The following is a 22269-nucleotide window of genomic DNA, read 5'->3' on the forward strand; positions in this document are numbered from 1 at the left end:
AATTGTTTGTTTAGTCACTGTGAAAATGGTAATCAGGGCTGGCATTTTCATCGTAACACAGAAACCAACAATTACTGATTTACATTGGTTTACAATCAAATTTATAAAAATAAACTTACATAATTAACTAGAAAATTATTTTATGAAGGATTCTTAGCGTCTTTTCTTTTTACAGCAAAAAAAAACTAGCCAAGGAATAATATACTCCTCAACTAGTTCTTCAATCAACCTAACAAATCAACCTATTTCCAGCCTCCTCCTAAATCTTTATATACATGAACTACAGCGTTCAGTTGTTCTTTTTTGGTTTCTATCAATTCGAGTTTCGATTCCAAAGCATCTCTTTGGGTCATCAATACCTCGAAATAATCAACTCTAGCCGATTTAAACAAATCATTTGAAATATCAATAGATCTGTTTAAAGCATCTACCTGTTGCGATTTTAAATCGTAGCCTTTTTGAAGGTTATCAATTTTAGAAAGCTGGTTAGAAACTTCCAAATACGCATTTAAAACCGTACGGTCATAATTGTACAATGCCTGAAGTTGTCTTGCATTGGCACTTTTAAATTCTGCTTTGATGGCATTTCTGTTAATCAGCGGTGCTGCTAAATCGCCTGCCACAGAATACAAAAGCGATTCCGGGAATGTAAACAGATATGCCGGTTTGAATGCACGCACGCCAAATGCTGCTGAAATATCAAGTGACGGATAAAACTCAGCACGCGCAACTTTTACATCCAATTTAGCGGCAACCAATTCTAATTCTGCCTGTTTGATATCCGGACGATTGGACAACAATTGTGATGGGATACCTGAATTTACAGTAGCTGGCAGCAAGTCAGTAAAATTGGTTTTGTCTCTTTTGATTTCCTGTGGATAGCGCGCCAACAAAAAGTTGATCTTATTCTCCGTTTCCTTGATTTTTTGAAGGATCTCAAATTCCAAACTTTTTGAAGTCAACACTTCAGCTTGAAACTTCTGAACCGCCAATTCTGTTGCTCTTGCGGCCTGTTTTTGGATTTTTACAATCTCCAATGCATTGGATTGCAATTCAATTGTTTGTTTTACAATATCCAATTGGCTGTCTAAAGCCAACAATTCATAATACGAATCGGCTACTTCAGCGATAAGATTTGTAATTACAAAGTTCTTACCTTCGACGGTAGCCAAATATCTGTTTACTGCCGCTTTTTTAGAATTGCGCAGTTTTTTCCAAATATCAACTTCCCAGTTGGCATAAGCACCAATCGTATAATCTGGCAATGGATCTGGCGTTTCAACGCCCGGTTTGATTTGGGTTGAAGCATCACCAGCACCCTGGCTTGTGTATCTTCCCACTTTTTCAAGTCCGGCTCCGGCACGAAGTCCAACTGTTGGCAACAATAATCCTTTTTTAACACGAACATCGTTTTTAGCAATTTCGATTTCCTGTAAAGTAATATTCAATTCCTGGTTGTTTTTCAATGCCGTATCAATCAGTTCTACAAGATTCTGATCCTTAAAGAACTGATTCCATTTAATAGTCGACATATTGGTCGTATCCTTGCTGGTTCCGAAAGATTCCGGAACAGGCTTGCTTGGAGTCTCAGCTATTGTCTGTGGCGCCTTACAGCCAATTACGGCAAGGCAAAGCGCTACGACAATACTATATTGGTATATTTTGGATTTAAACATGATTGTTATCAATTTCTTCTGTTAATGGGTTCTCTTCTTCATTTTTCACCAATTTGTGCTTTTCGGCTATTCGGGCAAATATGTAATACAATCCAGGTATCACAAATACACCACAAATGGTTCCCAGAAGCATCCCTCCTGCTGCTGCAGTACCAATGGTTCTGTTACCTATTTTTCCAGGACCGGTTGCAAAAACCAGCGGAATCAAACCTGCGATAAAGGCAAACGAAGTCATCAAAATAGGACGGAATCTCGCTTTTGCTCCTTCCATAGCCGCTTCTAAAACCGACTTACCGGCGGCATGCCTTTGAATGGCAAATTCGACAATCAACACGGCATTTTTACCAAGCAGACCAATCAACATTACCATAGCAACCTGAGCATAAATGTTGTTTTCAAGTCCCATAATTTTCAGCAATAGGAAAGCTCCAAAAATACCAGCCGGAAGCGAAAAGATAACCGACAATGGCAGGATAAAACTTTCATATTGTGCAGCTAATACCAGATAAACGAAACCTAAACAGATAAGGAAAACCCAAATTGCCTGATTTCCTTGCGCCACTTCATCGGCAGAAATACCAGCCCAGTCAATTCCATAACCTCTTGGCAGTTTTTTCTCGGCTACTTCTTTAATAGCCTTAATCGCCGTACCGCTACTGTAACCCTCAGCAGCAGCACCACTGATTTCAGCAGAAGTGTACATATTATGTCTTGTGATTTCAGATAGTCCATATACTTTTTCCATTTTCATAAAAGCAGAATAAGGCACCATTTCATCTTTATTATTTTTGACATACAGTTTTAAAATATCATCTGGCAAGGCTCTGTATTGTGGCGCTGCCTGTACGATTACTTTATAGTTGAATCCGTATTTAATAAAGCTGATTTCGTAGTTACTACCAACAAGTGTAGACAATGTGTTCATTGCATTTTCAATAGAAACTCCTTTTTGCTGTGCCAGGTCGTTGTCTACTTTTAGCATGAACTGAGGGAAACTCGCACTATAAAAACTAAATACAGAAGAAAGTTCAGGACGTTTGTTCAATTCTTTTACAAAATCCTGAGTAACGGTTTCCATTTTCTTATAGTCGCCCGATCCTGTTTTATCTAACAGACGAAGTTCAAATCCACCTGCAGCTCCATAACCCGGAACGGCTGGCGGCTGGAAGAATTCGATATTTGCACCTGGAATTTCTTTTGCTTTTTCTTCCAATTCTTCCATTATTTCCTGTACAGACTGTTTTCTTTCGCTCCAATCTTTAAGGTTAATCAAACAGGTTCCTGAGTTAGCACCCGTACCTTCTGTAAGGATTTCATATCCTGCCAAAGCTGATACGGATTGAACGCCTTCTACCTTCTCTGCCATTTTCTGTAGCCTTTCTGCAACATTGTTTGTTCTTTCCAATGAAGATCCCGGAGGCGTCTGGATAATGGCATAAAACATTCCCTGATCCTCATTTGGAATAAATCCTGAAGGAACCGAGCTGCTTATTAACCAGGTTCCGGCACAGAAACCAAGCAATGCGATAAAAGTTACGGTTCTTCTGTTTACAATTTTCCCCAAAACATTCTGATATTTATCAGAAGCAATGTTGAACGTTTTATTGAAACCGTCGATAAAGATTTTTACAGGAGTTCTCTTTTTTGGCTGTCCATGATGGTTTTTCAACATGATGGCACAAAGCGCCGGTGTAAGAGTCAATGCCACAATACCCGAAAGGATAATCGCAGTTGCCATAGTAATAGAGAACTGGCGGTAGAAAATACCCACCGGACCTGACATAAAAGCTACCGGAATAAATACCGCTGCCATCAGGAACGTAATCGCGATAATAGCTCCCGCAATTTCATGCATCGCTTTTTTAGTCGCCTTCAGTGCCGAGAGATGTTCTTCTTCCATCTTGGCATGGACGGCCTCGATGACCACAATGGCATCATCGACGACGACACCAATTGCCAGTACTAAAGCGAATAATGTAATAAGGTTTAGGGTAATTCCGAAGAACTGCATGAAAACAAACGTTCCGATAAGAGAAACCGGTACCGCTATTGCCGGAATAACCGTCGACCTCCAGTCACCTAAGAAGATAAACACCACTATACCTACCAGTATAAAGGCTTCAACCAAGGTGTGAATTACTTTTTCAATAGAAGCATCCAGGAATTTAGAAACGTCATAACTGATTTCATAGTTCATTCCTTTTGGGAAAGAGCTTTTCTTGATCTCTTCTAATTTAGCCTTAACGTCTTTAATAACCTGGCTCGCGTTACTTCCGTACGATTGTTTTAATACGATTGCCGCAGATGGTTTTCCGTTTAGGTTGGAATAGATATCATACATCGAGCTTCCCAATTCAATATCGGCCACATCTTTTAGTCGTAGCAGTTCGCCATTTGGGTTAGATCGTAAGACTACGTTTCCGTATTGTTCTTTAGTTGTGAAACGACCAGAATATTTTAGTACATATTCAAACGCCTGAGATCTTTTTCCGGAACTTTCACCTGTTTTTCCTGGCGAGGCTTCCAAACTCTGGCTTGATAAGGCCTCCATAACTTCATCGGCAGAAATTTTGTAAGCCAGCATTCGATCTGGTTTTAACCAGATTCTCATAGCATATTCACGGGTTCCTAAAATATCGGCAACACCAACACCATTTACCCTTTTAAGTTCTGACAGGATATTAATATCAGCAAAGTTGTATAAGAACTTCTGGTCGGTATTTTTATCGTTACTATAAAGGTTCACATACATCAGCATGCTCGATTCTTCACGCGTAATCTTAACTCCTTCTCTAACTACCAATGGCGGCAGTTTGTTTACTACAGAAGCTACACGGTTTTGAACGTTTACAGCTGCAAGGTTCGGGTCTGTACCCAGGTTAAATACTACCTGAATACTTGCTTCTCCGTCGTTACCGGCATCAGAGGTCATGTATTTCATTCCAGGAACACCGTTTAGGGCTCTTTCCAAAGGAATAATTACAGATTTGATCATAAGTTCACCGTTAGAACCCGGATAATCTGCTGTTATATTTACTTTTGGTGGCGATATCGAAGGGAATTGAGTCACTGGCAGGTTCAAGACTGACAAGGCTCCTAAAAAGACAATTATAAGCGATATTACTATCGACAATACAGGTCTTTGTATAAATTTATTAAACATTTACTTTGATTTTTTAATGATTAAAGAAGATGGATTTCAGATGGCAGATTTTGGATTTCTGATTTTGGATTTTGGATTTTTGGACAATAGAGAATAGATGACAGATGGACAGACTAATAACTTTCCACTATCAATTGTCAACTAAAGACTAAAAACTATCCACTATCGATTATCAACTATCGATTATCCTCTATCAACTAAAAACTGTCAACTATAAACTAATCTGTTTATTCCGCTTTTAATCGTAGATTACTCATTACCTTTTTAGGAGCCACATATCCGTAAGCGATCTTATCATCGTCTTTTACTTTCTGGACACCATCCAATAAGATTTTATCATTTTCGTTAATGCCGTTATTGACTACATATAAGTCTGGCATTTCACCACCAATAGTGATTTCTTTTGAGCTCAGTACGTTATTTTTGCCTACAACAAAAACATATTTTTTATCCTGAATTTCATACGTAGCTTTTTGTGGAATTACAATTGCATTTTTAAGAGGTACAAGCATTTGAACTTGTCCTGTCTCACCATTTCTTAGGAGTTTGGTCGAATTTGGGAATCGTGCCCTGAAAGCAATATTTCCTGTTTCGTTATTGAATTCACTTTCGATTACTTCTACGTCTCCTTTGAATTTAAACGGCTGACCATCGGCTAAAATCAAATTTACTTTGGTTTCTGCACGGTCTTTCACGTTAGTTTGGTATTGCAGGTATTCCGGTTCAGATACGTTGAAATACGCAAACATCTGGCTATTGTCTGAAAGAGTAGTCAGTAATTCGCCTTCGTCAATAAGGCTTCCTAATTTTAATGGGATACGGTCAATTGTTCCGTCAAACGGAGCTCTGATTTCTGTGAATGATAAGTGAAGTTTTGCTAACGATACTTCTGCCTTTGCTGCCTGAAGCTTTGCTTGGGCTGCGGCCAGTTCGTTCTTTGAAACTACGTTTTTATCTGCTAAAATTTTAGTATTCTGTAATTCTATTTCGGTCGATTTTTGTTCTGCTTGCGCTTTAAGTAATTCTGCCTCATACATTTTAGGCATAATTTTAAATAGCAATTGTCCTGCTTTTACGAATTGGCCTTCATCAACATAAATGTTTTGTAAGAATCCTTTTTCCTGAGCGCGGATCTCAATGTTACGTACCGATCTGATCTGCGATACATATTCTTTAGTAAAAGTAGTGTCGATTTTTACAGGGCTGGTAACTGTAAATTTATCGGCTTCTTCTTTTTCTACTTTTTTAGTTGTGCAACTAGCAAGGCACAACAAGGCAATAATGCCTGTTAGGATGATTTTCTTCATTAGGTGAAAAATGGAAATTAAGCGATTGAATGCTTGGAATGCGATGATTCCGTTAGGTGTAATAAAACATCAGTAACCATAGTTACGCATGAACAGCCATATATGAAGAAGTGAGTTAAATAACAACTACAAAATATAATGATCACACTTTAGGCAACCGATATATTCGAGTTAATCAAATACGTAATACCCTATGGGTAATGTAAATAGGATTTGACTGGCCACAAAATGGCGCGAAGGTTTTAAAATTCTTTTGATAACTGCCCAAAATAGGTTGACAGTAGATAGTCTGGTACCAGTTATCAGATAAGCTATAATTTCCTATGAAAAGTTTATTCCAAATTCCGTCTTTGAGATCATCTCCGCCGGGATGACCTTCATCAAGATCTAAGTCAGCATCTTCGATTAAAGTGTTGCTTGTGTCCTGATTGGTAAATTTTACCCTATGTTTTTTCTGGAAACTATGGGAAGACGAATGAGAAGTTGGTTGCGTAGCTGCATTAAGGTATTGCCCTCCGCTTAACAGAAGTAAAGAGACATATACGAGTAATGCAAATAGCTTTTTCATTTGTCGCCAAAAGTAAACAAAGTATTGAAACAAAAAAAGAATTTTCACTACGCTTTAACAAGTAAATGTTTCGAAAACGTTATCATTGATTCCAAAAATGTTTTTTTCAGTGTAATTTATTCTAAACCAATACATAAAAAGTAGTCAAAAGTGAGTGGCTACCTATTAGCTTTTCTCAATATATTCTGCATTAAAAAGACGATTTGGCTTTAAATAAACCACATTGTTTTGAAAATCTAAGAAAGTGTCAAATCTTTTCAATACTTCATTTCCAAGAATATGGATATTGGCTCCACGTAATGGCTTGTTTCCCGTGATTTGCTGTACCGGAACATCTTTCAGTTCATATTTTCCAATTTTCAGTGACTGCAAGTCTGCTGTAATCACAGGCACTTCGTTTCCTTGTGCGCCTCTCATGATGACTTTTTTTATCACTTTCATCTTATCGGCAGGAAAATTACCTTCTTTCAGCAAATCGTTATCAAGCATAGCTGTCCTTTGATAACCTGAGTCAAATAAAAACAAAGCCGTATTGTCTATTCCATCCTGCGAAATTTTGCTTTCTACCAAAACAAGTCCCTTAAAAAACGTAATTCCAAGTTTTGAAAATGCGTTGTCTTTCACAACATAGTCGGGTAATTTAGAATGAACAACCATAATGTTCTTGTCATAATTAAGCTCTACTACCTTGCCTTTGAATAAATCCCAGCCAAATCTTCCATCTGTGCCATGTCCGGTCAATTCAGCATCATATACTTTTGTATTGTAATCATGCTTGCCTATTCTGACATCGTAAAACGTAGTGTAAAGCTCAGGTACAGACTTCAATTTGTTTTTTCTCACATCGTTTGTCAGTACTAATTCTGTAGTACCTGTATCAAAATTCAGATTTAAAGTATCAATTTTATTAAAAACGGCCTTGACATAAATTGTGTTTTGGCTATTGATAATTAAAGGAATCGTATCTGGTAAAGATGCTTTATTCTGTGAGTGAGCAGTAATTGACAATAGGATGATTACGACAAGTAGATATTTTTTCATTGAATGATGTTTTCAGGGTTGTCTATGCGGCACAAATATAGAAGTTGTCTTCATAAATATTTCATAAAATAGAGTAAGAAAAAAGAGATTAAAATTTTTCGAATAGCTTGGAAATTTTTACAAAAAAATTATATTTGGGAAAATTAATTCCCAATATGAAAAACATATTCATAGCCTTTGTTTTAGGGCTTAGCAGCGTTGGTTATTCACAAACCGATTATTCTTTTGTATATGACAGCGACTCTTTTTTAAGAAACGGTATACAGCTCTATGATGAAGGAAAATATCAAGAAGCTATTAAGGCATTTGATAAGATTGTGAAAAATGACCCTAAATTCTATACGGCTCAATATGAAAAAGCTTTAGCGCTTGCTGCTGGCGAAGATAAGGAAGCGGCAAAAGCATTTTATGAAGATGCCTACAACAAAGGTTATATGAAAGAGGACCCTTCTTTTTATATGGCTTATGGGAGTCTTTTAAGCGATCAAAAAGATTATGATAAGGCAGAAAAGATGTTTTTTGAAGCTCTAAAAATATATCCAAATTCAAGTAGATTACTTTACAATTTAGCCTTGCTCTATCTTCGCAAAGAGGAACGCCAAAAATGTGTGGACTATCTTGAAAAAGCAATTTCTATAAATCCAAATCACGCCGGTTCTCATTATCTTATAGGTATGATAGCGCTTGAAGATGGTCGCGTAACGGAAGGCTCAATGGCTCTTCTTGCCTATCTGTCACTAATTAATGAAGGTGAAGGTTGTAAAAATGCAATCTTAAAGCTAAATGCGAAGTTTTCAGAAAATTACCTGGAGAAAAGCAAACTGACATTCTCCAAATCCGGTGATAATTTCGAAGAGATTGACGTCATTTTGCGTAATTCATTGCCTCTAAAAAGTGCCTACAAAGTCAATTCGACCATTGATGATGTGATTACTCGCCAGGTACAGGCTATTGCCGAATATGCCGTAGAACATAAAATGGAAAATGGTTTTTTTGAAACAACCTATGTTCCTTGGCTTGCTGATATTGTAAAGAAAAAACAATTTGAAGGTTTTTCCTACCATATACTATTAGGCATGAAAGAACAGTTGGGCAAGAAACTTACCTCTCAGAATAAAAAAATGACAGCTTTCAATGAAACGTATCTTTCTAAAGATTTCTGGCAGGTATTTGCAAGACGTAATGTTGATTTGTTCGGTAAGCAGGAACAAGTGATCGTTTACCTGAAAAATAACAGGCCATATCTTTTAGGCAAAGAAGAAAACGGCAAAAAAGTAGGCAAATACAAGGTTCTCAATGAAGAAGGAAATATGATCAGTGAACTTAATCTGATTAATGATGAATTGGATGGCCTGCAAAAATATTATGATAATAAAGGCAAACTGACAGAAGAGAACAATTATTCTAAAGGCAAAGTTGAAGGCAAAAGAACCAAATATTACGAAAATGGCAATATCGAGTTTATTGAAAATTACAAAAATGATCTGCTTGACGGAATCAGTACTACCTATTATGTTAATGGAGGGAAAAGCTGTGAAGTGAATTTTGTCAATAATGAACGTGACGGAGCGCTTATCTGCTTTTATGAAAATGGCACTAAGAAAAGTGAAATCAACTACTCAAAAGGAAAGGTAAATGGCAATTGTGTTCAATATGATGAAGCAGGCAATATATCAAAAACGTACTCTTATACAATGGACGAAGTGGATGGTAAAGTATATGAATACTTCAACGGAAAGGTATTAAAATCTGAAATTGAATATAAGGCAGGAAAAATCACATCTCCTTATAAAGTCTATTATCCCGATGGAATTCTTAAAGAAGAAACCACTTATCAGAATAATAATCCTGCTACTCTAGTATCCAATCTTGCCAATGGAAAAAAATCGTATGAAACACTTTATGATAAAGAAGGATATGTTGCAACCAATAACTACTTCAATGGCAATGATGCTCTTTATTTTCAAGAAACATACAACAAAAAAGGAGAAATAAAAACTGCCCTGCAATTTGAAACTGGCAATTCAAAACCAACTGACATACCAGTAAGCAAAGGAACCTATCTAATGAAAAACATAGAAGGCTCAGTACTCATAAAAGGTGGTTATGAAAAAGGAAAGAAAAAAGGAGAATGGAGTTATTTTTATAATACCGGTGCCTTGAGTAAAAAAGAAAACTATGAAAATGGAATACTAACCGGCCTTGCAAAAACATATAACATGGATGAACGACCTTCTTCTGTCTTTAATTATGTTAATGATACTATTTCAGGAGTTTATGAAAGCTATGGACACGGAGCTTTATCTAATATTTATCATTATAAAAACGGACAATTAAATGGACCACATAAGTCTTTTCATTCTGACGGAAGTGTTTCACAAGAAGATTTCTATATAAATGGTGAACTGTATAAGAGTATCAGTTATTGGCAAAATGGCAATGTTAATTTTGTGACATCCTATATGAATTCCTCTCCTGTAAAATTGGAAACTTATAATTCTGACGGTAAAAAATTTAATGAAATTGATTATACCAATAAAAATGAGAAAATTACTGTTGCATTATATGGCGGTACAGAAATACATGAATATACGCTGAAAAATGGTGTATTTGAAGGAAAGTATATCATTAAGAACAAAAATGGCAAGATAATAAGCGATAATAATTATATAAATGGTGTCAGACATGGCAAACAATCTGCTTATGGTCCAACTGGAGCACTAATCAGTGAAAGGAGTTCATATTCTGGAAAAGCAGACGGCATAGGCAAATATTATGACATCGCCGGAAACATCAGGATGTCTGATACGGATATATTTGGCAGCAATACGGGACTTTCGACGCGCTATTATCATAATAAAGGGAAGTATCTGGAATACAACCAACATAACGGCAACATAGAAGGCGAAGTTAAATACTATAATCAAAAAGGCGATAACATTCTTATATTAGGATATCAGAATGCTGCACTGCTCTATTATATAAAACTTGACAAGAACGGAAAACTAACTGAAAAAACTCCTGTTGTTGGACAAACAGCCAAAATAATTTCATCCTATCCAAATGGAAAGACTGCTATTGAAATTAATTTTGTTAAAGGCAATAATGATGGCAAGCTAGTAGTTAATAATCAGGAAGGCAGGCCAGAATATGAAATCAATTACGATATGGGCTTTTTGACTGGCCCAAGAATTGAATATTATGCGAACGGAAAGATTTATAAAAAGGAAAACTTTAAAAATTCCAATTTTGAAGGATTACAGGAGTTTTTTAAAGAAGATGGAAAACCCTGGATAACAGCAGAATATAAAAACGATGAATTGCATGGCCTTTGCAAAATTTACACTAATGGAATTGTTTCCCAAACCCAACGATATGATTCAGACGCACTTGTTGAAATCAGTAAATAAAAAACACTTTTTTATATTCTTGTTTCTGTTGTCCATACAAGTCAAGGCACAGGAGAAAACACCTTTGTTTTTGGAATATAAAAAAAAGTATGGAGACATAAATGAAGTCGTTATCAGCAATAAAAGTTCTTACGATATTTTTATTGAGAATAAGAAACTCCGTGTTTTGCAAGACAACTATTATGAATCCATGATCTTATCTGAAAACGGGATCCAAAACAATCAAGAAAATTTTTCGTATTCAGAGTTAGTAAAACTTAATAAATACGAAGCCTATTCAGTAATCAACGACAAAGGGAAAGACCGTAAAATTAAAGTTACTCAGACTAATGAAAAACAAGCAAAACAAAACTCTGTTTTTTACAACGATGTAAAGGAAAGGCAGCTTATTTTTTCAAACCTTGAAGCCGGAGCTAAAAAAGTATATAGCGTACAAACGGAATTTGTAGATCCTTTTTTATTGCATAGTTTTATTTTTGGTGACAATTTTCCAATAATAAACTCTACACTGGAAGTCCGTACTGATAAAGACATCAACATAGGATATCGTATATTTAATGATCCTACAAACAGTATTGAGTTTTCTAAAACTGAAAAAAAAGGAAAATACATTTATAGCTGGACATTAAAAGATGTAAAGGCAGTAAAAATGGAACCGAATAATCCCGGCTATCGCTATTTTATTCCGCATATAAACGTGTATGTCAAGGATTACACTATTGATAAAAACAAAACCAATGTATTGGACAACACACAAGAGCTGTACAATTACTACAAATCATTTATAAAAAACCTAAACAGAACAGACGATGATGAGCTCAAAACACTTTCTATTGAACTCACAGCAGGAGTAACATCAGACACTGAAAAAATCAAAAAAATATTCTATTGGGTAAAAGACAATATTAAATATATCGCTTTTGAAAATGGATATGAAGGCTTTATTCCGCGTGAAGCCAGCCTTGTTTACAAGCGCAAATTTGGCGATTGTAAGGATATGTCCAGCATTATTACTTCAATGGCTAATTATGCGGGAATAAAAAATGTAACCGTTTCCTGGATTGGGACACGCGAAATCCCTTATTCTTATGAACAGCTTTCTACTCCTTCGGTTGATAATCACATGATTGCTGTATATAATGACAATGGAAATTATGTATTTCTCGACGCTACAGATCGCGAAAGCCGCTACGGAATCCCAACTTCTTTCATACAAGGAAAAGAAGCCCTGATTAGCAATGGTGATAGCTATAAAATCATAAAAGTTCCGATAGTTGAAGCAGAGAATAATGAAACTATGGAAGTGCTAAAATTAAGTTTTGATAAAGAAAAAATTATAGGTTCCGGAACTGTAGAATTTAAAGGATTTGCCAGAAGCAGCATACTGTCTCAAATTGGAGATGCTTCCAATAAAAGGCGTTTTGATATGATTAAAAGCCTGGTGCTTAAAGGTAACAACAAATTTAATCTCAAGGAATTTTCTGAAAAAAACGTTTCTGATCGCGAGAAGCCTTATCAAATCGATTTTAATTTTGAACTCTCGGATTATGCCATACAGGTAGATAAAGAATTGTATGTAAATCTTTTCCTAGACCGCATGTATGAAAAATTGTCACTGGAACCGGATCGCGTCACCGCATTCGATTTAGAATATTTAGCAGCTTATAATGGCCGTTATGAATTGGAATTGCCAAAAAACTATTCCGTAAAATACCTGCCTGAAAATTTCAGTTTTGACAATGCTCTTATGAAATTTGAATGCCAGTATACAAACACAGCCGGCAAAGTTTCTTTAGCCTTAAAGATAAGATTAAAAAAAATATTGCTCGAACAATCTGATTTTGCCTTGTGGAATGAGACGATTAAAAAGCTTAAAAACACCTATACACAAACTTTAATACTTAGCGAAAAATGAATTCTAAATTCAGAATAAAAACAATACTAACCCTCCTTGTTTTTTCTAGCCTTAACGTCTTTGCCCAGGACTTTTCTTTTAAAAACTATAATTGGGATGAAAAACAAGCCAAAACAGATATTCCTTCAAAATACAAAGATGAAAAGGAAGCTATTTTAGAACGAAATACAAAAATTGAGCTTCTTATTGAAAAAGGCAAGGCCATCCAATATTATCTTATACATGAAAAGAGATATATCAATAGTGACGATGCCATTGAACGAAATAATAAGATCTATATTCCTTTTGGAGCCAACGAAAGCGTATTCTCTACTAAAGCGCGTGTTATTCTAAAAAATGGCAAAATAATCGAACTTCACAATAGCGATATAAAAGAAGAAACAGATGAAGAAAGAGGTATTAAATTCAAATATTTTGCAGTCAATGGACTTGAAAAAGGAGCTATAATTGAAAAGATATTCATTATAGAAGAATTTCCTGAAATTAAAGGCTATACTGTAAAAATGCAGGATGAATATCCTATTGCAAAAAGCACCTTCCAACTAATTTATCCTGAACATTTGATATTCCGTACTAAAAGCTATAACGGACTTTCTGAAGCTGTAATTGAAAAAAAACAGCCTAACGAAAAAAACAATACCCTTACTGTAAGCGAAACCGATACGCCTGCTCTTGATGACAATGAAAGCTATTCAAACTGGAACAACAATATCAAACGATTCCGTTACAAACTGGATGAAAATTTAGCTAACGGCTCCAAAAATCTTAATAACTTCAAGGAATTCTCAACAACCTTATACGAAAGATTTCATCCGCAGTATGACAAAAAAGAGCAAAAAGCTATAGATGAGTTTTGCAAAGGCATTGCTAAATCTAATGATGTACAGGAACAGGTTTGGAATATTGAGAATAAAATCAAGAAAACAATAAACTATAACCGCTATATCAATAACCAGGAAACATTACAGGATATTATCAAATCAAAACAAGCCAACCAAACCGACATTTTAAGGCTTTATATTGCCGTATTCCAAAAAATGGGTGTAGAAAACAATATGGTATTCACATCCAATCGTTATAAAAAACCTTTTGATAAGGAGTTTGAAAGTTATGAAAACCTGGACGAATTGTTGTTCTATTTCCCGACTATCAAGAAATTTATGACTCCAACAGAAATTGAATACAGAATTCCATTAATACCTGCTGAATTGGCCGGAACGAATGGGCTTTTTATAAAAGAAAAAGTTTTTGCGGGAACAAAAATGGGAATTGGTGAAATCGCAGCTATCGATATTCCAAGTGTAGAAGTAACACATGATTTGATAGACATTGTCATAGATTTTACAAAAGATATTGAAAATCCAATGATAACCGATAAAATTCAATTTGGCGGCTATTCTGCTTTTAATTTCCAACCGATTAAAGATTTTGCCTCTCCGGAACAATATAAGGACTTGCTCAAAAATATTGCCCAAAATTATACGGTCGAGACGGAATTCAAAACGTTGACAACCGAAAATGATGGAGTTGACAATATTGGCAAAAAACCATTTGTGATAAACGTAGCATTTGAAGGAAAAGATCTGATTCGTAAGGCAGGAGAAAATTACCTTTTTTCTGTGGGCCAGACTATTGGAAAACAGATGGAACTTTATCAGGAAAACAAACGTATGTCACCTGTAGAAATCAGTTTTCCCCACGCTTATACCCGTAAAATAAGAATAATACTGCCGGAAGGAGTTACTGTAAAAAACCTGGACAAGTTCAATATGAATTATACGGCTGACATAAATGGCAAAACTGAAGCGGCATTTATTAGCAAGTATGAGAAAAAAGGAAATGAAATTATCGTAGAAAACAAGGAGTATTATAACATATTACATTATCCTCTCGAAAACTTTGAAGCATACAGAACCGTAATTAACGCTGCGGCTGATTTTAATAAAATTGTTATCATATTAAATAAGCAATAGATTACACAAGAAAATCCGGGATAACCCGGATTTTTTGTTTTTAAAAGATACAAAAGTGACTTTAAAAGTTCGATTAATGCTCTGATTATCTAAAACTTCATACCAAAAACAAATTCCTTTTCTTTCTTTGCGGCTCTGCGCCTTTGCGAGCAACTATTTCACGCAAAGGCGCAGAGCCGCAAAATTCCTAATAATAAAACCTAATCTGGTATAAACTTCCCGATAGTCATTTAAAAGTATTTTATCTTTTGCTAATAGCGCAAATGCTAATTTTGTAGTTTTGTCGTCTCCAACGCAATCATTCTATGAGACTCAGAAACATCAACATCCCTCCTATTCCTGCTGTACTTTTTGCCATAATCAGCGTACAATCGGGAGCAGCGATTGCCAAAACACTTTTTCCGTCCATAGGTGCTGCGGGAACTGCGTCACTACGTATTGGTATATCGGCGTTGATTTTAATGACCGTTTACAGGCCAAAATTGACAAAACTTACAAAAAAGCAATGGAAATTTGTGATTCCTTATGGTCTTTGCTTAGGAGCCATGAACCTGGTGTTTTATTTTGCAATCGAAAGAATTCCCATAGGATTAGCCGTAACATTAGAATTCATCGGCCCTTTAATGGTAGCCGTATTGGGCTCAAAACGTGCCGTTGATTTTTTATGGGTATTGCTTGCTGCTGTAGGGATTGTGTTGATTGCTCCGTGGACAACAAACGGAGTGGATATTCTGGGCGCGGCGTTAGCTACACTGGCGGGTGTTTTTTGGGCAGCTTATATCGTTCTTGGAGGAAAAATTTCAAAAAGGATGGACGGCAATGAAGCCGTTGCAACAGGAATGCTTATAGCCGCTTGCCTTGTTGTGCCTTTCGGAATTTTTGGAGATGGACTAGACAGTCTTACTCCTAAATTTTTAGGTATGGGAATCGCTTTGGCTCTTTTATCAAGCGCCATTCCATTTACTTTAGAAATGAAAGCGTTGGGTAGGCTTCCTGCACGCACGTTCAGCATTTTGATGAGTTTAGAACCTGCTGCGGCCGCAATCTGTGCCTTTATATTTTTACAGGAGTATCTTTCATTCAACGAAATCTTAGCAGTAGTTTTCGTGGTTGCCGCTTCAGCAGGATCAACAATCACTTCCAGACGATAGCTATTTTAGAATGGAATAGTGTTCCATAAATTTTTCCTTGAACCTTCTGCTCATTGGTATCCTATTGCCAGACAAAAGTTCTATGTCATTATCTGATAAATGCAGTTTTTTGACAAGATTCATATTAACTACATAATTACGATGTACCTGAATAAATTGTTTTTCAGGCAATTTTTGTTGCAGTAATTTTAAAGACATTTCTATAAGAAAGGCTTCTTCCTCTGTTGCAATAGAAACATATTTGCCTTCTACCTTGACTTGTTCAATACTATTAAACAGCACTTTTGTCAGAGCTTCTTTCTTCTTGATAAGCAAAAAAGCATCCATCACCACGGTTCCGGTTTGTCGGGTAGAAAACATTCCCGGCATTTCTACAAATCTTTCTATTGCAAGCTCAATCGCAAACTGTAATTCCAAAACATTAAAAGGTTTTATCAGGTAACTGTAGGGATTGGTTAACCGGGCAGCTTCAAAAGTTTCTCTGTCTACGGCTGATGTCAGGAATACGAATGGCCTTAATGTAGCCGGGTTTTCATTAATCCGCTGGGCAAAGACAATGCCGTCCGGATTATTTCCAAGATAAACATCAATTATAACGATGTCAGGCTTTTGGGCATAAAAATAACCCAGCGCATCTTTGAGATTTGCAGCTATTGCTGTTACTTCATATCCTTTTTCTTCCAAAGCATCCTGCAACGATCCGGCTTGCAGGGAATCATCTTCAATAATGAGTATACGTATTTTTGCCATAATCTAATTTTTTACTAATTCAAATAAAATCCGAACCGAAGTTCCTTTTCCTTCTTCACTATCCAGGTAAAGTTCACCCTCATTTTTTTCAGTCATGATTCGGCATAACTCAAGTCCCAAACCGGTGCTTATTCTTCCCGATGTATCTTTTTGCCGTGACTCTCTTCCTGAATTAAAAATAGTTTCCAGCACTGTTTTTTTAATTCCTATCCCATTATCTTCTATCACAAGTTCTGCCTGGTTTTTACGAACACTGGCGTTTATCAATATGCGGCCGTCTTCATGAGTAAATTTTATTGCATTATCTATAATATTTCGAAGCACAATTTTAAAAGCATTGGAATCCGCATAAATCTGTATTCCTTCCGGAATATTCTTCTTTAGCTCAATTTTTTTCATTTTTAGCGCATCGCTATAATTCATAAGAACCTGTTCAACAATAGAATCCAAAGGCAATGGTTCCTTTTTAAAGAAAGTACCTTTTTTTTGTTCCAATGACCAATATAGTAAATTATCCAACATAGAGTAAGTATTTTCTGTCATTCTAATATTAAACTCAAGCTGTTTTTCTAAAATAGGAAGTTCATTTTTTTTCAAAGCGCTCTTCAGTTTCAGATTACTCTCTTTAAGCAGATGCACCGGAGTTCTCAAATCATGGGCAATGATAGAAAAAAGACGGTCTTTGGTTTTATTGAGTTCATCAAGCTGCAAATTTTGCATGGCAATAACCTTATTTTTTTTTATCCGTTGACGGTAGGAATATAAACCTATCAGAAGCAAAAGCAATAATGCCGAAGCAATAGAAAAAAAAGTATTGCTTTGCTGTCGTTTGGCTTCAAGAAGCATTTTCTGAAGTTTGGCTTCTTTTTCTAAAAGTTTAATTTCGGTTTGTTTTTTATCAACTACAAACTTTTTTTCCTGTTCGGCTAGTCCCCAAATCCTATCCCTATTCCATATTCCTTCCAGCTGTTCAACATATTTCTTATAAAATGCCAACGCCTTTTTAGTATCACCTGCGGATTCCATTGCCAGTGAAAGATTAAAATAAATATCATCTTTTATATCGGCTGCTTGAGAAGCGTCAGAATAAAGAAGCGCCTTTTTTAAATGGGCAATTGCCATACGATCTTTATATTGTTCAAAGTACAGATCACCAAGATTCAAATGAACTGTTGCCAAATTAAGGCTATCCTGAAGCTCACCATAAAAGGCAAGGCTTTTTTTATAGTAGGATTCGGCTTTTTCAAAATCGTGTGTCTCAATAGTAGCATAACACCGTGCCATATTATTGTATATAGCACCCTGAATCTTTTTATCAGTACTGAAATCATTTTTATGTATCAGATCTAAATAATATTGAAGAGCTTCCTCATACTTACTAAGTTCAAAAAAAAGGTTGGCTATATCAGAATAGAAGCCAATTTTTCCGGGAGGATTTTCCATGCTTTTGCTGACTTTTTCTGCCTGTAGCATAGGCGCTAATGACTGATCTTTCAAACCATTTTTAGTATAAAAACTTCCTTTTGCATAATAAGACAGATAAAGCAACGTGTCATTTTTTGGAGTTTCACTATAGTTTGCTATTGAAGCCAATATAAAAGGAAGTACCTCGGCATATTTCTTTTCCTCCAATTGCACATGCATATTGTGAAAAGGGACAAAATCCGGTTTTTGTTTTCCGTCTTTTGTCCCTTTCTTATTGTCTGCTAGTAATGGGAGTTGTTTATTAACATAATGCCTGCATATGGGGCATTGCTGTTTAAGCAATGATGCAACATCTGTAGATTCATCTTGTCCTAATACAGTGTAACATCCAAAAAAAAAATAATTATGATTTTCATCTTTTAAGGTTTAGAAAGAGACGTATATATTCCCACAGTCTTTCCCCCTCTTCTTTTGCCGCTACAATCCGGATCATCATCAACAGAGAGTTCAATTATATTATAAAACTCATCCAATTCAAATGTTTCTGTTTCTATATACCACAAATGGTCAACTCTATAATCAAAATTATCGATCTTATTTAAAAATATTTTCTTTATTGGCAGTATACCCATCATCTGAAGACCATCATCCATAGATATATCAATACTCTTTTCAATATACTCTCGGGAAACTTGTAGCGTACAGATGATTTCTAAAGTCCATTTCTCTTTACCTTCCGTATCTCCTTTTTGAAATTTTGCATGTAGCAAAGGGGAAACAAGTGTTAGATTTTGTTTAGAATCCGGATGGGTCAGTAAAATCGGGCTTTTAAATTTAATTTTTGTCATGACATAAAATAGTTTAACAGGTTAAGTTAATAGTAAAAATAAACAAATAAAGTTTATTCCCTTTATCGTACCGTTTATACCTCTCGTTTTACCGCTTATGCCATTTCAGTCCAAAAGCCTTTAGGGTTGCGATAATATTGTCTTGTAAATAATTGAAAATCAATATTCATTTAAAAAACAAGACAATGAAACCATCAATTGCTGAAATTCAAAAAGTTCTTACAAAAAAAGGATATGACTTTTTTGACCAGAACAAGCCTTATAATGTCAACATTATTGGCATCCGAAGTAAAAATCTTGTAGCAAATTCTTTTGACGACACCTTATACCTTGTTTACAGGGATGAAAGTCTTAGCTCGCAAATTTTCACATTTTCGGTTACGACTGATCCGGGATTATACTGGCTCAAAAACCCGACCAATGTTAATGGTACAGCCATTTTGGTTCCGGGACAATATAAAGGTTCCCACCAGATCGGGCTTCATAAAGGCCAATACGAAGCTTTGGTACAAAAAGCACCTGTAAAAGTCTGGAGAGACGCCAATAAAGATGGCAAACTGGATTTTTCCGGACCACAACACCAAGGCGTTTTCGGAATCAACATTCACCGAAGCAATCCTACTTCAGAATCGCTAACGGTCGAAAAATGGTCGGCCGGATGCACCGTGTTCCAAAAAGTAGCCGATTTCCATTTCTTTATGGGCATCTGCAACAAAGCCAAGGGACTCTACGGCAATTCTTTCACGTACACTTTGCTGGAAGAATCCGACTTCACTACGAGTTAATAATTCTTAAATATTTACATTATGAACATTGGAGACCAATTTAAGGGACTTCCTATGGAAGACCTGATCGGTGGGCCGTTATCGGCAGCCGTAAAGTCAAACACCGATCTGGCAAAGTCTACAGCTGCCTTTATCAATGACATCGGTTTTGAAAAAGTAAAAGATGAAAACGGCGCAATCATGCCTGGACCTGCACGTATGGTAGACTTCGTTTTCGAACGTCCCGGACAGGACAAGGATGGAAATGCTACTGTCGAAGAAGTAAAAATGAAAGTACCGATGCTTGCCATCGTACCGATTCCAAACTTACAGGTAGATCTTGTCGATATCACTTTTGACATGGAGGTTAAAAGCTCCACCAAAACTGTAGAATCTTCTGCTTCAAAAGGAGAATTCAGTGCTTCTATGAGCGCAAAAATTGCCTTCTTTTCTATCAATGCCAGCGTTTCGGGATCGATTTCATCGAGCAAAGAAAACACGCGTTCTACTGACCATTCAGCCAAATATCATGTAGCCGTAAAAGCTACCAACCACGGTATGCCGGAAGGTTTGGCCAGAGTACTGGACATTATGAACGACGCTGCTAAACCACGCCAGATTGTGGCCTACAAGCCAAATGCAAATGGTGAGATTGAAAGAGGCGAAGACGGAAAACCGAAAGAACAAGGTAAGCTTGTAAATGCTGACGGTACAGAAGCAAATCCGACTTCAGAAAACAATTAATTAATCTATTAAGTTAACGCCAACTGCCATGATTCCTGACAATTCAAAAAAGACCACAATCGCAGAGATACGATATATCAAAAAAGTAACCATAGGTACTGTTAATCCGAGTGCGCCTTTTACAGACGATATGCGGGAAGATCAGTTGGTGTTGCTTAACAAATGCCTGTCACAGCACCCTAAAGGCATCATAATAGGAAAAGACATTTCTATTGGAAGCTTTAAGCTGGGCGAGCATGAGCTCAACATGCAGAGCACAACTTACCATGTTGGATTTGCCAGAAAACCTTACTGGCTTGATGAAAAATAACTTTAAAAAAACAACCATATCATGTCGCAACAAAGATTTGACCATCTGTTACAGGCTATCCACAACGCTGCATTAAAAGCCCAAGAAATTACGGAAGAGCAGCATATCATGCAGATAGCGAAATATTTTGATGAAGACGGAAAACCTATCATACAGGAGATCCATGTTCCAACTCTCGATCCGGACGACGATCCAGAGGCAATGACCACATTGAGAGTTCCGCTACTGAGCCTTCTTCCGCCAACTGCTATAAAAATCAAAGAACTGAAACTGAGTTTCGAAGTAGGACTTGGCAAAATAAAAATAGACCAGTCGGATAGCAAAAACGGGCCTAGCCTGGACATCGATATGGGCGGAAGCGGCGGTATTTTTGGAAAAAAACAGGCCACTGCAAAAGTTGACATCACCTTTGAGGCAGGTGATCCTTCAGAATCTTTCTTAAGAATCAATGACTATTTAGTCAAGAGTGTAATCTAAAAATCAATTACTAACCATTAAAATTTAAAAAATTATGGCACTGATTTTCAAAAAGGGCTGGAATGTGGCTCGTCAAGACTATGTTAAAACATATGGCAAATACCAGGCATTTCTGGATACGCTTACTGAATCGCTTGTTGTTGGCGCTTTTCGTAACGCCCGCAATCATTTTAGCGATCATTGGGTACTTGAGTTTATTGATATTGCTACTAATCCTGGCAGGGTTGAGCAAGTTAGTATCGAACAAGGCTCGCACCAGCCGGAAGACCTTAGATCAGGAGGATTTTGCCTTCACTTCACAGGAAGAGACAACTCGGGTTACGCTTTCCATTTCTATATTATCCAAAACCTGGACGGCACGCCGAGAATCATAGAAATTTCTTACCGTGAAAAAGGACAAACTGTAAGTGATTTCAGAAGATAGTTTTTCTCAAGCATAGCATAAAAACCCTTTTGGGTTCCTCAAAAAAACATCCGGATGTAAAGAGGTTTAACTATTTGTTTCACCTAAAAAAATATAGTTATGGGAAGCTTACTAACCGTTAAAGGAAAGCATCAAGAAATGCTTTATGTAACCAGTCTTAACAGGCTGGCCTTAGATGACGAATTATGCATTTTCGCTATAGCCGATTTTTCTCAAAAAAAAGGCGTGCCCTACCCTAATTGCGAAATCCGACAAAAAGTCGATATCAGCAAATATGAAGCTGTTAACCTGGATGAATTAGCAAAAAACTAATATTAATAACC

Annotated in this window: 18 protein-coding genes; 10 read left to right on the forward strand and 8 right to left on the reverse strand. The window is 36.4% G+C overall.

The window, feature by feature from the left end:
• Positions 1-242: 242 nt before the first annotated feature.
• The 5 genes from ABH942_RS00150 to ABH942_RS00170 all read right to left on the reverse strand — a co-directional run bounded on the left by ABH942_RS00150 (position 243) and on the right by ABH942_RS00170 (position 7755).
• Positions 243-1676, reverse strand: coding sequence for a TolC family protein (locus tag ABH942_RS00150; protein ID WP_370028795.1), 1434 nt, complete (start codon positions 1674-1676; stop codon positions 243-245).
• Positions 1669-4839, reverse strand: coding sequence for an efflux RND transporter permease subunit (locus ABH942_RS00155; RefSeq protein WP_370028797.1), 3171 nt, complete (start codon positions 4837-4839; stop codon positions 1669-1671). The genes ABH942_RS00150 and ABH942_RS00155 overlap by 8 nt, the downstream gene beginning before the upstream one ends.
• A gap of 227 nt (positions 4840-5066) precedes the next feature.
• Entirely contained in the window at positions 5067-6146 is a 1080-nt protein-coding gene (locus tag ABH942_RS00160) for an efflux RND transporter periplasmic adaptor subunit (RefSeq protein WP_370028798.1), read from the reverse strand.
• A 175-nt stretch (positions 6147-6321) separates the two neighbouring features.
• Positions 6322-6714, reverse strand: a complete 393-nt coding sequence (locus ABH942_RS00165) for a hypothetical protein (RefSeq protein ID WP_370028799.1) — start codon at positions 6712-6714, stop codon at positions 6322-6324.
• 165 nt (positions 6715-6879) lie between these two features.
• On the reverse strand, positions 6880-7755 hold the full coding sequence (locus ABH942_RS00170) for a clan AA aspartic protease (RefSeq protein WP_370028801.1): 876 nt from the start codon (positions 7753-7755) through the stop codon (positions 6880-6882).
• A gap of 155 nt (positions 7756-7910) precedes the next feature.
• Here ABH942_RS00170 and ABH942_RS00175 point away from each other — a divergent pair, with 155 nt between their 5' ends.
• The 4 genes from ABH942_RS00175 to ABH942_RS00190 all read left to right on the forward strand — a co-directional run bounded on the left by ABH942_RS00175 (position 7911) and on the right by ABH942_RS00190 (position 16204).
• On the forward strand, positions 7911-11165 hold the full coding sequence (locus ABH942_RS00175; RefSeq protein ID WP_370028802.1) for a tetratricopeptide repeat protein: 3255 nt from the start codon (positions 7911-7913) through the stop codon (positions 11163-11165).
• Positions 11131-13080 carry a DUF3857 domain-containing protein gene (locus ABH942_RS00180; RefSeq protein ID WP_370028804.1) on the forward strand — a complete coding sequence of 650 codons (1950 nt, stop codon included), beginning with the start codon at positions 11131-11133 and terminating at the stop codon, positions 13078-13080. The genes ABH942_RS00175 and ABH942_RS00180 overlap by 35 nt, the downstream gene beginning before the upstream one ends.
• Complete coding sequence (locus ABH942_RS00185; RefSeq protein ID WP_370028806.1) at positions 13077-15053, forward strand: DUF3857 domain-containing protein; 1977 nt, start codon at positions 13077-13079, stop codon at positions 15051-15053. Before ABH942_RS00180 ends, ABH942_RS00185 begins: the two co-directional genes overlap by 4 nt.
• 305 nt (positions 15054-15358) lie before the next feature.
• Entirely contained in the window at positions 15359-16204 is an 846-nt protein-coding gene (locus tag ABH942_RS00190; protein ID WP_370028808.1) for a DMT family transporter, read from the forward strand.
• Here ABH942_RS00190 and ABH942_RS00195 read toward each other — a convergent pair whose 3' ends face one another.
• The 3 genes from ABH942_RS00195 to ABH942_RS00205 form a co-directional block, all read right to left on the reverse strand.
• Complete coding sequence (locus tag ABH942_RS00195) at positions 16205-16954, reverse strand: LytR/AlgR family response regulator transcription factor (RefSeq protein ID WP_370028810.1); 750 nt, start codon at positions 16952-16954, stop codon at positions 16205-16207. It lies immediately after the preceding gene.
• Between the two features lie 3 nt (positions 16955-16957).
• On the reverse strand, positions 16958-18586 hold the full coding sequence (locus ABH942_RS00200; protein ID WP_370028811.1) for an ATP-binding protein: 1629 nt from the start codon (positions 18584-18586) through the stop codon (positions 16958-16960).
• A gap of 212 nt (positions 18587-18798) precedes the next feature.
• A complete protein-coding gene (locus ABH942_RS00205) occupies positions 18799-19227 on the reverse strand; it encodes a hypothetical protein (protein WP_370028812.1) in 429 nt (142 codons plus the stop codon).
• 185 nt (positions 19228-19412) lie between these two features.
• Here ABH942_RS00205 and ABH942_RS00210 point away from each other — a divergent pair, with 185 nt between their 5' ends.
• The 6 genes from ABH942_RS00210 to ABH942_RS00235 all read left to right on the forward strand — a co-directional run bounded on the left by ABH942_RS00210 (position 19413) and on the right by ABH942_RS00235 (position 22258).
• Positions 19413-20012: a hypothetical protein gene (locus ABH942_RS00210; RefSeq protein WP_370028814.1), complete on the forward strand. Its 600-nt coding sequence runs from the start codon at positions 19413-19415 to the stop codon at positions 20010-20012.
• Positions 20013-20033: 21 nt separating this feature from the next.
• On the forward strand, positions 20034-20735 hold the full coding sequence (locus tag ABH942_RS00215; protein WP_370028815.1) for a DUF2589 domain-containing protein: 702 nt from the start codon (positions 20034-20036) through the stop codon (positions 20733-20735).
• Positions 20736-20763: 28 nt separating this feature from the next.
• Entirely contained in the window at positions 20764-21045 is a 282-nt protein-coding gene (locus tag ABH942_RS00220) for a hypothetical protein (RefSeq protein ID WP_370028817.1), read from the forward strand.
• Positions 21046-21066: 21 nt separating this feature from the next.
• Entirely contained in the window at positions 21067-21522 is a 456-nt protein-coding gene (locus ABH942_RS00225) for a DUF2589 domain-containing protein (protein WP_370028819.1), read from the forward strand.
• 34 nt (positions 21523-21556) lie between these two features.
• Positions 21557-21946 (forward strand): hypothetical protein, encoded by a 390-nt coding sequence (locus tag ABH942_RS00230; protein WP_370028821.1) that lies wholly within the window; start codon positions 21557-21559, stop codon positions 21944-21946.
• Between the two features lie 99 nt (positions 21947-22045).
• Positions 22046-22258, forward strand: a complete 213-nt coding sequence (locus ABH942_RS00235) for a hypothetical protein (RefSeq protein WP_370028823.1) — start codon at positions 22046-22048, stop codon at positions 22256-22258.
• Positions 22259-22269: the final 11 nt, after the last annotated feature.

This window comes from Flavobacterium sp. 28YEA47A, from assembly GCF_041262125.1.
Lineage (GTDB): Bacteria > Bacteroidota > Bacteroidia > Flavobacteriales > Flavobacteriaceae > Flavobacterium.

Bases quoted from the DNA above. Each gene is read 5' to 3' on its own strand.
- ABH942_RS00230 (WP_370028821.1), top strand. From the start codon at position 21,557: ATGGCACTGATTTTCAAAAAGGGCTGGAATGTGGCTCGTCAAGACTAT.
- ABH942_RS00210 (WP_370028814.1), top strand. From the start codon at position 19,413: ATGAAACCATCAATTGCTGAAATTCAAAAAGTTCTTACAAAAAAAGGA.
- ABH942_RS00175 (WP_370028802.1), top strand. From the start codon at position 7,911: ATGAAAAACATATTCATAGCCTTTGTTTTAGGGCTTAGCAGCGTTGGT.
- ABH942_RS00150 (WP_370028795.1), bottom strand. From the start codon at position 1,676: ATGTTTAAATCCAAAATATACCAATATAGTATTGTCGTAGCGCTTTGC.
- ABH942_RS00170 (WP_370028801.1), bottom strand. From the start codon at position 7,755: ATGAAAAAATATCTACTTGTCGTAATCATCCTATTGTCAATTACTGCT.
- ABH942_RS00220 (WP_370028817.1), top strand. From the start codon at position 20,764: ATGATTCCTGACAATTCAAAAAAGACCACAATCGCAGAGATACGATAT.
- ABH942_RS00165 (WP_370028799.1), bottom strand. From the start codon at position 6,714: ATGAAAAAGCTATTTGCATTACTCGTATATGTCTCTTTACTTCTGTTA.
- ABH942_RS00190 (WP_370028808.1), top strand. From the start codon at position 15,359: ATGAGACTCAGAAACATCAACATCCCTCCTATTCCTGCTGTACTTTTT.
- ABH942_RS00180 (WP_370028804.1), top strand. From the start codon at position 11,131: ATGATTCAGACGCACTTGTTGAAATCAGTAAATAAAAAACACTTTTTT.
- ABH942_RS00225 (WP_370028819.1), top strand. From the start codon at position 21,067: ATGTCGCAACAAAGATTTGACCATCTGTTACAGGCTATCCACAACGCT.
- ABH942_RS00235 (WP_370028823.1), top strand. From the start codon at position 22,046: ATGGGAAGCTTACTAACCGTTAAAGGAAAGCATCAAGAAATGCTTTAT.
- ABH942_RS00160 (WP_370028798.1), bottom strand. From the start codon at position 6,146: ATGAAGAAAATCATCCTAACAGGCATTATTGCCTTGTTGTGCCTTGCT.
- ABH942_RS00215 (WP_370028815.1), top strand. From the start codon at position 20,034: ATGAACATTGGAGACCAATTTAAGGGACTTCCTATGGAAGACCTGATC.
- ABH942_RS00185 (WP_370028806.1), top strand. From the start codon at position 13,077: ATGAATTCTAAATTCAGAATAAAAACAATACTAACCCTCCTTGTTTTT.
- ABH942_RS00195 (WP_370028810.1), bottom strand. From the start codon at position 16,954: ATGGCAAAAATACGTATACTCATTATTGAAGATGATTCCCTGCAAGCC.
- ABH942_RS00205 (WP_370028812.1), bottom strand. From the start codon at position 19,227: ATGACAAAAATTAAATTTAAAAGCCCGATTTTACTGACCCATCCGGAT.
- ABH942_RS00155 (WP_370028797.1), bottom strand. From the start codon at position 4,839: ATGTTTAATAAATTTATACAAAGACCTGTATTGTCGATAGTAATATCG.